Consider the following 12,638-nt stretch of genomic DNA (forward strand, 5'->3'; position numbering starts at 1 on the left):
TGTGAGCCTGCTCGCGATAGCGGTGTGTCAGGCACCCTAGATGCTGACTGTTAAACAGCAATCGCGAGCAGGCTCACTCCTACAGGGAGTTGGGGCGATCAGGGAGACAGGCGCGCCGCGAGGTTTTCCTGTTGGAGAATATCGAACAACGCCTGCGCCGCCGCCGAGCGTTCATTCCCCGGTTCCGTCAGCACGCCAATCGCCCGCTCAACCGAATCAATCAACGTCAAACAATGCGCACCCAGTTCCTGCATCTGCTCGGCACACAACGCCGGCACCGCGCTCACTCCCAACCCACTGGCCACCATGCGTCCCACCGTCGCCAGTTGATGACTCTCAAACTCCACCGGCAATTTCATCCCGCGCGCCTGCAAGTGTTCTTCAAGCATCACCCGCACCGTCGAGGGTCGTTGCAAGGTAATGAACGGCTCCTGCAACAACGTTTGCCAATCGATCTCGCTAAGCCGGGCCAGCGGCGAATCCTTCGGTACTACGGCGACGAAGCGATCCATATACAGCGGCGTGAAGGTCATCGAGGTGTTCTGCATCGGCTCGAACGCCACGCCCAACTCGACCTGACGATCGCGCACCATCTCCAGCACTTGCTCGTTGATCACGTCGTTGACCGTGACGTTGACGTTCGGATAGCGCGCACGAAAGGTCTTGAGGATCGGCGGCAGCAAGTTGCCGGCAAACGACGGCATCGCCGCCAGCGTCACGCGCCCGCGTTGCAGGCTGAAGCGCTGGCGCATTTCGTCTTCGGCGTTGTCCCAATCGGCGATCAGCCGTCGCGCCAATGGCAGCAGCGATTCACCCTCCGGGGTCAGCGCAACGTTGCGTGTGTTGCGGCTGAACAGGCGCCCGCCCAAACCTTCTTCCAAGGCCTTGATGGTCAGGCTCAACGCCGATTGCGACAGGTGCAGGCGCTCGCAGGCCACAGCGAAACTGAGGCTCTGCGCCACGGCGAGAAAGGCGCGGATCTGCTTAATGGTCATAATAAAACCTCTGAGCATGAAACCCGATGCATGATCGTTCCCTCGCTCCGCGTGGGAATGCAGCCCCGTGACGCTCTGCGTCACTGGACGCGGAGCGTCCATGGAGGCGCTACCACGCGGAGCGTGGGAACGATCAGCCATAACGTGGCGATTATTGAGCTTTATCAATCAATCAACCTTAAAAATCAACTTAACAAATATATCCCCCAGCGCGACACTCCAACCATTCGGCTAGCCAGCCGCCCGCAAATAATAAAAGAGGTGCATATGGCAGGTTTCGACAAGCGCGTGAGTTCTTACGAGGAAGCCCTGGCCGGGCTTGAGGACGGCATGACCGTCATCGCCGGCGGCTTTGGTCTGTGCGGCATTCCGGAAAACCTGATCGCCGAGATCAAACGCAAGGGCACCCGCGACCTCACCGTCGTTTCCAACAACTGCGGCGTCGACGGTTTCGGCCTCGGCGTGCTGCTCACCGATCGCCAGATCAGCAAAGTGATCGCCTCCTACGTCGGCGAAAACAAACTGTTCGAAGAGCAACTGCTCAAAGGCGAAATCGAAGTCATCCTGACCCCGCAAGGCACCCTCGCTGAAAAAATGCGCGCGGGCGGTGCCGGCATTCCGGCCTTCTTCACCGCCACCGGCGTCGGCACTCCAGTTGCCGATGGCAAGGAAGTGCGTGAATTCAAGGGCCGCAAGTACCTGATGGAAGAATCCATCACCGGCGACTTCGCCATCGTCAAAGGCTGGAAAGCCGACCATTTCGGTAACGTCGTTTACCGTCACACCGCGCAGAACTTCAACCCGCTGGCCGCGACCGCCGGCAAAATCACCGTGGTCGAAGTCGAGGAAATCGTCGAACCCGGCGAGCTGGATCCGACGCAGATTCACACCCCGGGCATCTACGTCGATCGGGTCATTTGCGGCACGTTCGAAAAACGCATCGAACAGCGCACCATCCGCAAATAATTCAGGCTGACGGAGAATAACAACATGGCACTTTCCCGCGAACAAATGGCTCAGCGCGTCGCCCGCGAAATGCAGGACGGCTTCTACGTGAACCTCGGCATCGGCATTCCGACCCTGGTCGCCAACTACATTCCTGAAGGCATGGAAGTCATGCTGCAATCGGAAAACGGCCTGCTCGGCATGGGCCCGTTTCCGACTGAAGAAACCATCGATGCCGACATGATCAACGCCGGCAAGCAGACCGTGACGGCACGCATCGGCGCGTCGATTTTCAACTCCGCCGAATCCTTCGCGATGATCCGCGGCGGCCACGTCGACCTGACCGTGCTTGGCGCGTTCGAAGTGGACGTTGAAGGCAACATCGCTTCGTGGATGATCCCCGGCAAACTGGTCAAGGGCATGGGCGGCGCGATGGATCTGGTGGCGGGCGCCGACAACATCATCGTGATCATGACCCACGCGTCGAAAGATGGTGAGTCCAAGCTGCTGTCCAGATGCAGCCTGCCGTTGACCGGTGCCGGCTGCATCAAGCGTGTACTGACCGACCTCGCCTACCTGGAAATCGAAAATGGCGCTTTTGTCCTCAAGGAACGCGCACCTGGCGTCAGCGTCGAGGAAATCGTTGCCAAAACCGCTGGTAAACTGATCGTCCCGGATCACGTACCGGAAATGCAGTTCGCTGCCGAGTGAGGAATTCGAAAATGCAAGACGTCGTCATTGTTGCCGCCACGCGTACCGCGATCGGCAGTTTTCAGGGTGCCCTGGCCAGCGTTTCTGCGGTGGATCTGGGCGCGGCGGTGATCCGCCAGTTGCTCGAACAAACCGGTCTGGACGGTGCGCAGGTTGATGAAGTGATCATGGGCCAGGTGTTGACCGCCGGCGCAGGTCAAAACCCCGCGCGTCAGTCGGCGATCAAGGCTGGCCTGCCACACGCGGTACCGGCGCTGACCCTGAACAAAGTCTGTGGCTCGGGCCTCAAGGCCCTGCACCTCGGCGCGCAAGCAATCCGTTGCGGCGACGCGGACGTGATCATCGCCGGCGGCCAGGAAAACATGAGCCTGTCCAACTATGTAATGCCGGGCGCCCGCACCGGTCTGCGCATGGGCCACGCGCAAATCGTCGACACCATGATCAGCGATGGTCTGTGGGATGCGTTCAACGATTACCACATGGGCATCACTGCCGAGAACCTCGTCGACAAATACGAGATCAGCCGCGAACAGCAGGACGCCTTTGCTGCCGCGTCCCAGCAGAAAGCTGCCGCCGCCATTGAGGCCGGTCGCTTTGTCGATGAAATCACGCCGATCCTGATTCCACAGCGCAAAGGCGATCCGCTGGCATTCAAGGTCGACGAGCAGCCACGCGGCGACACCACCGCTGAATCGCTGGCGAAACTGCGTCCGGCGTTCAAAAAGGACGGCAGTGTCACCGCCGGCAACGCTTCGTCGCTGAACGACGGTGCTGCCGCTGTGATCCTGATGAGCGCGGAAAAAGCCAAAGCCCTCGGTTTGCCAGTACTGGCGAAAATCGCCGCTTACGCCAACGCGGGCGTAGACCCGGCGATCATGGGCATCGGCCCGGTATCGGCGACTCGGCGCTGCCTGGACAAGGCTGGCTGGAACATCGACCAGCTCGACCTGATCGAGGCCAACGAAGCCTTCGCTGCACAATCGCTGGCGGTGGCCAAGGATCTGCAATGGGATCTGAGCAAGGTCAACGTCAACGGCGGCGCTATTGCGCTGGGCCACCCGATCGGTGCATCGGGCTGCCGCGTGCTGGTGACGCTGCTGCATGAAATGATCAAGCGTGATGCGAAAAAGGGTCTGGCGACCTTGTGCATTGGCGGCGGTCAAGGCGTGGCGCTGGCGCTGGAACGCGCGTAAGCAAGAGTTCAACGGCAGGCGGCGGATCCACGACATCCGTTGGTTGCTGGCAACAAAAACCCGGTGCAGCTTTGGTTGCACCGGGTCTTTTTTTGTCTGTTCGAAATCTGCTCTGAATGTTACGGCCCCTTCGCGAGCAAGCTCGGCTCCTACAGGATCGGGTTCACACATCCAATGTAGGAGCAAGGCTTGCCCGCGATGAGGCCAGCCCAAACACTACAAAAATTCAGCCAGCCAACTGCAGGATCAACCAGGCATTCGCCCCACTGATCACCACAAACAATCCCCACGCCAACACCCGCGTCGGCCACCGATTCACAAACGGCCCCATCAGCTGTTTGTCATTGGTCATGCGAATCAGCGGATACAGCGCAAACGGCAGCTGCAAACTCAACACCACCTGACTCATCACCAACAGTTTCCCCACCGCGTTATCGCCCATCAACCACACGCCAATAAACGCCGGAATCAGCGCCAGCCCGCGCGTGATCAAGCGCCGCTGCCAGCACGGAATCCGCAGATTGAGATAACCCTCCATGATCACCTGCCCGGCGATGGTACCGGTGAAGGTCGAACTCTGCCCGGACGCCAGCAACGCCACGCCGAATAACACGCTGGCCAGCGCGCCACCGACCAGCGGATCGAGCAAGTGATAGGCGTCCTGAATGTCGACCACGTCGGTATGCCCGGACTGATGAAACGCCGCTGCCGCGAGAATCAGAATCGCCGCGTTGACCAGCAACGCCAGCGCCAGCGAACCGATGGTGTCGATGCGCGCCAGTTTCACCGCGTCCTGCTTGCTCGCCAGATCCTTGCCGATCATTCGCGTCTGCACGATCGAGGTATGCAAATAGAGGTTATGCGGCATCACCGTCGCGCCGAGAATGCCGATCGCCAGGTACAACGGCGCGGCGTCGCTGATCGCTGACAATGAGGGTTTGAAACCCTGGAAAACATCCGGCCAGTAGGGTTTGATCAGCACCAGTTCAACGAAGAAACACACGCCGATAGTCGCGACCAGCACCAACATGATCGCTTCCAGTCGGCGGAATCCACGGTTCTGCAGAGCCAGCACCAGCAGCGTGTCGAACGCGGTCAGGGCGATGCCGAAGGTCAGCGAACAACCGAGCAGCAGGTGAAACGCCAGTGCGCATCCGAGCACCTCGGCGAGGTCGGTGGCGATGATAGAAATCTCCGCCAATATCCACTGCAAGCGTGCGGTCGGCGTGCTGTAGCGTTCGCGGGACAATTGCGCCAGATCGCGGCCGGTGGCGATGCCCAGCCGCGAACACAGGCATTGCACCACCATGCCCGCCAGACTCGCCAGCAACACCACGAACAACAGGCTGTAGCCGAAGCGCGAACCGGCCTCGATGGCCGTCGCCCAGTTGCCCGGATCCATGTAGCCGATCGACACCAATAGACCGGGGCCGGCGAAACGCAGTACGCGTTTGAAGAAGGGGGCGTTGGGGTCGACCGCGACACTGCCGGCCACTTCCGGCGGGCAAAACGGCGCGGTGGCGATTTTGGGCACACTGAATTTCACGCACACATCCAGAAACAAGTCGGAAAGACCCAGCTTAGACGTTCACGTTGAAGATCAAAAGATCGCAGCCTTCGGCAGCTCCTACAGGTGCGATCTTTTGATCTTCATCGACTCACGCCCAACAATTGCTCGCGCAATTCGGGACTGCGTGTGCGCGGATCCAGCCAGATGTCGAAAAACGCCCGGGCGAACTGCGGATCATCGATCTCATGCTGCAACTGTTGCCCGACAAAAAACCGCGCGCCCTGCCCCGGCAGATAAACGCCAGTAATGCGCGTGCCGGCCTGCACATCGACGAAGGATTGCTGCATCTGAATCTGCCAACCGGCAAGCTGTGCCGGGCTGACACGGGGGCCGGCCAGGCGTTTGATTTCGTCGACACTGGCCTTGACCAGATCATCCCGAGAGATGTTGCGGCGGTAGATCAGTTCCAGCGCGAAGGGCTGACCGTCCGCCAGCGGTCGCGCGGCACTCCACAATCGCGCGTTGTAGACATCGAAACCGAACACACTGAAATCACCGGTGCCGATGATTTGCGCACCGGGCACGGCGTCCTGCCAATTGGCCCAGGTCGGCGTGAGCAACAAGGCCCACAAGCCTATGCCGCAGCATCCACGTAACACCTTCGGTGTTCTGTTCATCGCGGCATCGACTCCCGCAAGCCCTGATAATCAGAGCATAGTTGGCTATCCGGCAAGGCACTTTGTATACAATTTTTGTACAACGATGCAGCAATCCCCGTTCGTCGATGCTAACGTGAGCGTCTCTCACTCGACGGAGCCACCTGCGTGCTGATCCTCAAACTGCTGCTGATTCCCGGTTTTCTCTTGCTGATTTCTTTGGCGGGCAAGCGCTGGGGGCCGAGCGTGGCCGGGTGGCTGTCGGGGTTGCCGGTGGTGGTCGGGCCGATTCTGTTTTTCCTCGCCATCGAACAGGGGCCGCAATTTGCCGCGCATTCGGCGGTGGCGGCGTTGTCGGCGATGTTCGCGATGATCGCTTTCTGCATTACCTATGCGCAGGTCGCGCAACGGGCGAACTGGCCGTGGGCGCTGGCGATATCGATGACGGTCTGGGCAGTGTTGGCGCTAGTGCTGTCGCTGATTCCACCGTCGCTGCCGTTTTCGGTGGTGGCGGCGGCGGTTGCCCTGCTCGCCTCGCCTTATCTGTTTCCGGATGTGCAACCAGTGCTGAAGGGTACGGCGCCGAAGTCAGACAAGTTGATCTGGCGGATGATTGCCGGCGCGGCGTTGACGCTGGTGGTGACGATGCTTGCCAGCACCGTGGGTGAACGCTGGAGCGGTTTGCTCGCGGTGTTCCCGGTGCTCGGCAGTGTGATGGCGGTATTTTCCCAGCAGACGCGCGGGCCGGCGTTTACAGCGGCGTTGCTGCGCGCGACGGCGACGGGGATGTATTCGTTTTCGGCGTTTTGTCTGGTGTCGGCGCTGACGTTGCCGAGCATGGGCTTGAGTGGGTTTGCGGTGGGTGTGGCGGTTTCAGTGGCGATGCTTGGCGTTACCCGCAAGCTGCTGGCAAAACCTCCTTCCTCTAAAACGCCCCAACCTCAAAGTTGAAACCGTTCCTGTGGTGAGGGGATTTATCCCCCGTTCGGCTGCGCAGCAGTCGTAAAAAAGATGGGCGCGCTGCGCACGCCAGCGGGGATAAATCCCCTCGCCACAAGGTGCATACCCGACCTCAGGAGGCGGGTTCAGACGAGCCGGGCTGGAGTGCCAGGCCTCTGCATGGGATGATCGCCCGCCTAAGCGCGACCATCCCTTGGAGATTCGAATGTCACTGTTGAGCAAAAAAGCCGTTGTCCTTTTACTCGCGGCAGTCGCCGGCCTCGGCGCCATCAACGCTCAAGCGGCCAAGGCCAAAGAAACCGCCAGCGCCGAGAAAGTCTCGATGCTCGACGGCAAGTTCACCTTCGTCCTGCCCAAAGGCTTCGTGGCCGACCCGTTGCCGACCAGCCCGACAGGCGCCAAGGGCACGATGTACACCAACCAGACCACGAAAACCGTGGTCATCGTCGCCGAAAACCTGATTCCCGAAGGCAATAACGTCAAGGACAACGACAGCGCGTTCCTCGACGGCACCGTGTCGGACTTCATCGACGCTCAGCGTAACGCGCTGCCGGACTTCAACAAGCTCAGCGAGAAAAGTTTGACGCAGAAAGGCACCGGCCTCGGCCTGCGTCAGGTCGACAGCACCGCCACTCAGGGCGGCGGCCAGACCCTCAACACCACGTTGATGGCCGGCTCCGGCACGCACATGGCGCTGGTTCAGGTGATTTCCCGGGTCAGCGACAAGGCCGGCCACGACAAGCTGATCAAGTCCATCCTCAAGGATTGAGCTGCTGCAACCAGCCGTTCAGATCCCGCAGTTCGGCCGCACTGATGCTGTGGCCAACGCCGGGATAGGCATGGAATTGCGGTTTGTAGTCGAGCTTCTCCAGCATGGCTTTGGCTTCGGTGCCGTCGTGGTACGGCACTCGATCATCGGCAGTACCGTGGCCGATGAAGATGCTCAGCGGCAGCGGTTGTTGTTCGGCCTTTAGCTCGGTTTTTAACACCGGCAACAAGCGCCCGCTCAACGCCGCGATACCGCCAACAGCTGCCGGCGGTCGCAAGCCCACTTCGTAGGTCATCATCGCGCCCTGACTGAAACCGATCAGGTACACCTTGTCCGGGGTGGTGTGATATTTCTTCGCCGCTTGCGCGACAAAATCCCGCAGTTTCTGGCCGCTGACCTTCAGATCATCGGTCTCGCCGTTGTAGGCACCTTCGCCTTTCTTGCGAAACCACTGGTAGCGTCCTTCACCCAACGACAACGGAGCCTGCACTGACAGGTAGTTGTACTGCGCTGGCAATTGGAACTTCATGCCGATCAAATCGGCTTCGTTACTGCCGTAACCGTGCAGGAAAATCACCAGCGGACGCGACTCGGCGTCGGCGTGAACCTGTTCGATGTACTTGAGCGGCAGATCGGATTGCAGCGAGGTTTGAGCCTGAACGGCGGCGGACGCCAGCAGGGTCAACAGAGCAAACGCCTTCAACATAGAGCCTTCCTTCACAGAGTGTCGGGTTCGGGGGTGAGCCTAACATTCCAAGGAGAGGATCGAAATTCAGTGGTGCTGTTGATGGCGCCTTCGCGGGCAAGCCTTGCTCCTACAAGTTCGGCGTAGGTCTTGTGGGAGCAAGGCTTGCCCGCGAAGAGGCCGGAAAATTCCGCAAAATTTTCAGTCGTTAGTCAATTTCCCGGTACGAAACGCTACCCGCCCCGCCACTTTCGCCTGCCAGATCCCAGGCTCCGTATAACGCCCGCGATCCATCGCAAACAACACGCCACTGGTGCCGGCGCGCACGGTGGTCACGCGATCCTGCAACGGATCCACCACCTCAAACAGCGCATCGCCCTTCTCCACCCATTCACCCGCATTGCGCAGGAAACTCACCACACCGTGATGCGGCGCAAACAGATATTCGGTGCCTTCAAACGGCAGGCCTTCGCAACACTCGCTCGGCGCGGCCGGCCATTCGCCGCTGATGAAACCCTGCTCGGCAAGGAAACCCAGAATCGCCTCGCAATTGGCTTGGGCCTGATCGACGCGGGTGTCGCCCATGCTGCCCAGCTCCAGCGTGGTCGCCAGATTGGCCGGCGGAATCGCCGCATCGGGGAACGCTCGCGCCAAACGCAGCCAAGGCGTCGAACATGATTCGTCGAAAGAGCTGCCGCCCGAGTCCTCACACAACAACGCCACCCCCGCCTTCAACCTTGCAGCCAGCGATTGCCACTGCGGCCAGTGTTGCGGCAATGCATAAAGGTGAATCGCCGCGTCGAAATCGCAGTGTAGATCGAGGGTGATATCCGCATCGCAAGCATGACGCAGCAGCAAGCGATGCATCGCTTCCAATTGCGAAGCCGGGGCTGGCAGCTCATCGAACACCTGAAGCATCGTCTGACGGATCAGCGCGACGTTGGCCTCGGCATTGGCGCCAAGACGCTCGCCGATCATCGCCGCGACCGGCGCGCTCAGTTCAACGAACGCGCGGTTGAAATTCTTGCCGCTGCCCAGTTCGAAGCGGCCCATGTGCGCACCTTGCAGGTGCTGGTCGAGCCCGATCGGGTTGGCCACCGGCACCAGTTCGATCACGCCTTGCAGTCGACCTTCTTGCTCAAGTTGGTTGAGACGTTGCTTGAGTTCCCACGCGGTGCGCATGCCTGGCAGTTCATCGGCGTGCAGGCTGGCCTGGATGTACACCTTGCGAGTGCCGGCGCCGTAGCGAAACACGCTGAGGGAGCGCTCGCTGCCCAAGTGGCTCCAGGGCAGAACATGATCGATGCGTTGCATAGGAAAACTCCGATGTTTCTGTAGGAGCAGCCGCAGGCTGCGATCTTTTGATCTTGACACTCAAAAACAAGATCAAAAGATCGCAGCCTGCGGCAGCTCCTACATTAGAAATGTGTGGTGCAGGATAAATCATGGGCGCAAAAAAAGTGGCCACCGCGCAAACGGGGCCACTTTTTTCTTACGGCGTATTAATGACCGTAAACATCAAAGTCGAAGTACTTGTCCTGGACTTTCTTGTACTCGCCATTGGCGCGGATTTCGGTGATGGCTTTGTTGAATTGCTCAGCCAGGGCGGTATCGCCCTTGCGCACGGCAATGCCAGCGCCGCCGCCGAAGTACTTGGCGTCTTCGTAGGTCGGGCCAACGAATTCAAAACCTTTGCCGGCATCGGTTTTCAGGAAACCGTCGCTAAGGTTGACCGAGTCGGCCAGCATGGCGTCGAGACGACCAGAAACGATGTCGAGGTTGGCTTCCTGCTGCGAGCCGTAACGCACCAGATCGATCCCGGCTGGCACCAGCACTTCAGTGGCGTAACGGTCATGAGTACTGGCACGCAGCACGCCGACTTTCTTGCCTTTGAGCTCGGTCAGCGGGTCTTTGACGCCGGAGCCTTCCTTCATCACGAAGCGGGCCGGGGTGTGGTAGTACTTGATGGTGAAATCGACGTTCTTCTTGCGGTCGTCGGTGATGGTCATCGACGACAGAATCGCGTCGATCTTCTTCACTTTCAGCGCCGGGATCAGGCCATCGAACTCTTGCTCAACCCAGGTACATTTGACTTTCATCTGCGCGCACAGCGCATCGCCGATATCCACGTCGAAACCGGTGAGTTTGCCGTCAGGGGTTTTCATCGAGAATGGAGGGTAACCGGCTTCGATACCGATGCGGATCGGTTTGGCGTCTTCGGCCACAGCGGTCAGGGACAACATCGACAGTGCCAGGGCACCGAACATCACTAGCTTCTTCATTTATAACTCCTGTGTGCGGAGGCTTTTATTGGCAGCTTTCGATTCAGCGTTCGGTCATGGCCATTTAGCAGCAAAAACCGAAGAGGCCGGCAGTCTATGGCGGCGCGCACAGGGTAAATTGTGTTTAAGCGACAAATATTTACAGAAGATCGGCGAGTCGATTGACCGAGGTCAAAGGCTGCGCCGTCGTGGTGCGGAGGCTGTAGGACAAGTCCTTTTTCAGAGCAGAAAACTCACAAATTCCCTGTAGGAGCTGCCGCAGGCTGCGATCTTTTGATCTGGTTTTTTAAGATCAAGATCAAAAGATCGCAGCCTTCGGCAGCTCCTACACTGGATGATTTAGCAGGCGCAGTTGATGGGGGTGTTGGCGGGGTGCGCCACGCTGAGTGCAAACCCTTCATCCAGCCAACCCGTCACGCCGCCGATCATTTCCTTGACCGGGTAGCCCAACGCCGCCAGTTTCACCGCGGCCTTATTGGCGCCGTTGCAATGCGGGCCGGCGCAATACACCACAAACAATGCGTTGCTCGGGTAGCCCGCCAAACCCTGAGGCGTCAGCAGCCGTGTCGGAATGTTGATCGCGCCCGGCACATGCCCGCGCTCAAAGGCCAGCGGCCCACGCACGTCGACCAGCACAAAATCGATCTCCCCCGCCTCTTGGCTGCTGAACACGTCGGAACAATCGGTTTCGAAGGTCAGACGGTTGCTGAAGTGCATCAAGGCAATCGCCGACGGGGCGGCAGGAATATCGCGAACCAGGCTGGTCATGGGTATTGCTCCTACGTCTGATGGGGTGTGAACAGACTTTATCGAGCCGGCGCGAATCGCTACAGTGGCGCACAAGACACTCACCGGGAATTTTCCGCCAAATGCCTACTTCACCAGGACTGGTCGCGATTCTGGCCTACGACGGCCTCTGTACCTTCGAGTTCGGCATCGCCGTGGAGATTTTCGGACTGGCGCGGCCGGAGTTCGAATTCCCGTGGTACGAACACGCGATTGCCGCCGTCGATCAAGGCCCGATGCGTGCAATGGGCGGGATTCAAGTGCTGGCCGATGGTGGCCTGGAACTGCTCGCCGAGGCGCGCACCATCATCATTCCCGGTTGGCGCGACCGCAATGCAGCGGTGCCGCCGGCCCTGATCGAGGCGTTGCGTCAGGCTCACGCACGCGGTGCGCGACTGCTGTCGATCTGCTCTGGCGTGTTTGTGCTGGCGGCCACAGGCTTGCTCGATGGCCACGGCGCCACCACGCATTGGCGCTACACCACGGAACTGGCGCAGCGCTTTCCGGCGATTGAGGTCGATCCGGATGTGCTTTACGTCGACTCAGGCCAGTTGATCACTTCGGCCGGCAGTGCAGCGGGAATCGATGCCTGTCTGCATCTGGTGGCGCGGGACTTTGGTACTCAGGTCGCCAATTCGGTGGCGAGAAGATTGGTGATGTCGCCGCAGCGCACCGGTGGTCAGGCGCAATTCATTCCAACGCCGGTCAGCGCAACGCCGCGCAATGATTTGTCACGGGTGATGCAATGGGCGCGCGAGCGTTTGCATGAGCCGCTGGAAGTGCGTGATCTGGCCAGCGAAGCGGCGATGAGTGAGCGCACGTTTCTGCGGCGTTTTACCGAGGCCAGTGGGCAGTCGCCGAAGGCGTGGTTGCAGCATGAACGGCTGGCGCGGGCGCGGGAGCTGCTTGAGAGTACGCCGCACAATACCGATCAGATTGCGTTGCGCTGCGGGTATCGATCGGTGGAGAGTTTTCGCGTGGCGTTTCGCAGCGTGGTTGGGGTGCCGCCGTCGGTGTATCGGGAGCGGTTTGGGCATGGGGTTTGAGTTGGCGGGACGGGCGCTTTCGCGAGCAGGCTCGCTCCCACATTTGAAATGCATTCCCCTGCTCGCGAAGAGGCCCGTCCCGCCGGAAATAGACCTAAGG

Annotated in this window: 13 protein-coding genes; 6 read left to right on the forward strand and 7 right to left on the reverse strand. The window is 59.9% G+C overall.

The genetic code is table 11. The features are described from left to right. Positions 1-98 precede the first annotated feature (98 nt). Complete coding sequence (locus tag QMX93_RS26800; protein WP_159812465.1) at positions 99-995, reverse strand: LysR family transcriptional regulator; 897 nt, start codon at positions 993-995, stop codon at positions 99-101. A gap of 267 nt (positions 996-1,262) precedes the next feature. On the opposite strand from QMX93_RS26800, the gene QMX93_RS26805 reads away from it, so the two are divergent. Genes QMX93_RS26805 through QMX93_RS26815 form a run of 3 tightly spaced genes read left to right on the forward strand, consistent with a single transcriptional unit; the run spans position 1,263 to position 3,844 of the window. After that, positions 1,263-1,961 (forward strand): CoA transferase subunit A, encoded by a 699-nt coding sequence (locus QMX93_RS26805; protein WP_053119263.1) that lies wholly within the window; start codon positions 1,263-1,265, stop codon positions 1,959-1,961. Positions 1,962-1,985: 24 nt separating this feature from the next. Next, positions 1,986-2,651: a CoA transferase subunit B gene (locus QMX93_RS26810; RefSeq protein WP_282358542.1), complete on the forward strand. Its 666-nt coding sequence runs from the start codon at positions 1,986-1,988 to the stop codon at positions 2,649-2,651. An 11-nt stretch (positions 2,652-2,662) separates the two neighbouring features. Continuing rightward, positions 2,663-3,844 (forward strand): acetyl-CoA C-acetyltransferase, encoded by a 1,182-nt coding sequence (locus QMX93_RS26815; protein ID WP_212549166.1) that lies wholly within the window; start codon positions 2,663-2,665, stop codon positions 3,842-3,844. 226 nt (positions 3,845-4,070) lie between these two features. On the opposite strand, the gene QMX93_RS26820 is transcribed toward QMX93_RS26815, so the two are convergent. Both QMX93_RS26820 and QMX93_RS26825 read right to left on the reverse strand, forming a co-directional pair. Beyond that, complete coding sequence (locus QMX93_RS26820; protein WP_282358544.1) at positions 4,071-5,390, reverse strand: Nramp family divalent metal transporter; 1,320 nt, start codon at positions 5,388-5,390, stop codon at positions 4,071-4,073. Between the two features lie 104 nt (positions 5,391-5,494). Beyond that, positions 5,495-6,031, reverse strand: a complete 537-nt coding sequence (locus tag QMX93_RS26825) for a chalcone isomerase family protein (protein ID WP_282358546.1) — start codon at positions 6,029-6,031, stop codon at positions 5,495-5,497. A gap of 147 nt (positions 6,032-6,178) precedes the next feature. On the opposite strand from QMX93_RS26825, the gene QMX93_RS26830 reads away from it, so the two are divergent. Beyond that, positions 6,179-6,961, forward strand: coding sequence for a hypothetical protein (locus tag QMX93_RS26830; RefSeq protein WP_212545993.1), 783 nt, complete (start codon positions 6,179-6,181; stop codon positions 6,959-6,961). Positions 6,962-7,175: 214 nt separating this feature from the next. Beyond that, complete coding sequence (locus QMX93_RS26835) at positions 7,176-7,739, forward strand: hypothetical protein (RefSeq protein ID WP_282358547.1); 564 nt, start codon at positions 7,176-7,178, stop codon at positions 7,737-7,739. On the opposite strand, the gene QMX93_RS26840 is transcribed toward QMX93_RS26835, so the two are convergent. The 4 genes from QMX93_RS26840 to QMX93_RS26855 form a co-directional block, all read right to left on the reverse strand. Beyond that, a complete protein-coding gene (locus tag QMX93_RS26840) occupies positions 7,729-8,445 on the reverse strand; it encodes a prolyl oligopeptidase family serine peptidase (protein ID WP_282358548.1) in 717 nt (238 codons plus the stop codon). The two genes, QMX93_RS26835 and QMX93_RS26840, sit on opposite strands and share 11 nt — an antisense overlap. Before the next feature lie 180 nt (positions 8,446-8,625). Next, complete coding sequence (locus tag QMX93_RS26845) at positions 8,626-9,738, reverse strand: succinylglutamate desuccinylase/aspartoacylase family protein (RefSeq protein WP_282358549.1); 1,113 nt, start codon at positions 9,736-9,738, stop codon at positions 8,626-8,628. Between the two features lie 188 nt (positions 9,739-9,926). After that, positions 9,927-10,706 (reverse strand): ABC transporter substrate-binding protein, encoded by a 780-nt coding sequence (locus QMX93_RS26850; RefSeq protein WP_053119245.1) that lies wholly within the window; start codon positions 10,704-10,706, stop codon positions 9,927-9,929. Positions 10,707-11,045: 339 nt separating this feature from the next. Then, positions 11,046-11,474, reverse strand: a complete 429-nt coding sequence (locus tag QMX93_RS26855) for a rhodanese-like domain-containing protein (RefSeq protein ID WP_282358551.1) — start codon at positions 11,472-11,474, stop codon at positions 11,046-11,048. A 101-nt stretch (positions 11,475-11,575) separates the two neighbouring features. Between QMX93_RS26855 and ftrA the strand changes: the two genes are divergently transcribed. Then, positions 11,576-12,538, forward strand: a complete 963-nt coding sequence (gene ftrA, locus QMX93_RS26860) for a transcriptional regulator FtrA (RefSeq protein WP_282358552.1) — start codon at positions 11,576-11,578, stop codon at positions 12,536-12,538. The last annotated feature ends 100 nt before the right edge of the window (positions 12,539-12,638 follow it).

This window comes from Pseudomonas sp. PS01303 (assembly GCF_029959385.1).
Lineage (GTDB): Bacteria > Pseudomonadota > Gammaproteobacteria > Pseudomonadales > Pseudomonadaceae > Aquipseudomonas > Aquipseudomonas rustica.

Bases quoted from the DNA above. Each gene is read 5' to 3' on its own strand.
- QMX93_RS26800 (WP_159812465.1), bottom strand. From the start codon at position 995: ATGACCATTAAGCAGATCCGCGCCTTTCTCGCCGTGGCGCAGAGCCTC.
- QMX93_RS26805 (WP_053119263.1), top strand. From the start codon at position 1,263: ATGGCAGGTTTCGACAAGCGCGTGAGTTCTTACGAGGAAGCCCTGGCC.
- QMX93_RS26810 (WP_282358542.1), top strand. From the start codon at position 1,986: ATGGCACTTTCCCGCGAACAAATGGCTCAGCGCGTCGCCCGCGAAATG.
- QMX93_RS26815 (WP_212549166.1), top strand. From the start codon at position 2,663: ATGCAAGACGTCGTCATTGTTGCCGCCACGCGTACCGCGATCGGCAGT.
- QMX93_RS26825 (WP_282358546.1), bottom strand. From the start codon at position 6,031: ATGAACAGAACACCGAAGGTGTTACGTGGATGCTGCGGCATAGGCTTG.
- QMX93_RS26835 (WP_282358547.1), top strand. From the start codon at position 7,176: ATGTCACTGTTGAGCAAAAAAGCCGTTGTCCTTTTACTCGCGGCAGTC.
- QMX93_RS26840 (WP_282358548.1), bottom strand. From the start codon at position 8,445: ATGTTGAAGGCGTTTGCTCTGTTGACCCTGCTGGCGTCCGCCGCCGTT.
- QMX93_RS26845 (WP_282358549.1), bottom strand. From the start codon at position 9,738: ATGCAACGCATCGATCATGTTCTGCCCTGGAGCCACTTGGGCAGCGAG.
- QMX93_RS26850 (WP_053119245.1), bottom strand. From the start codon at position 10,706: ATGAAGAAGCTAGTGATGTTCGGTGCCCTGGCACTGTCGATGTTGTCC.
- QMX93_RS26855 (WP_282358551.1), bottom strand. From the start codon at position 11,474: ATGACCAGCCTGGTTCGCGATATTCCTGCCGCCCCGTCGGCGATTGCC.
- ftrA (WP_282358552.1), top strand. From the start codon at position 11,576: ATGCCTACTTCACCAGGACTGGTCGCGATTCTGGCCTACGACGGCCTC.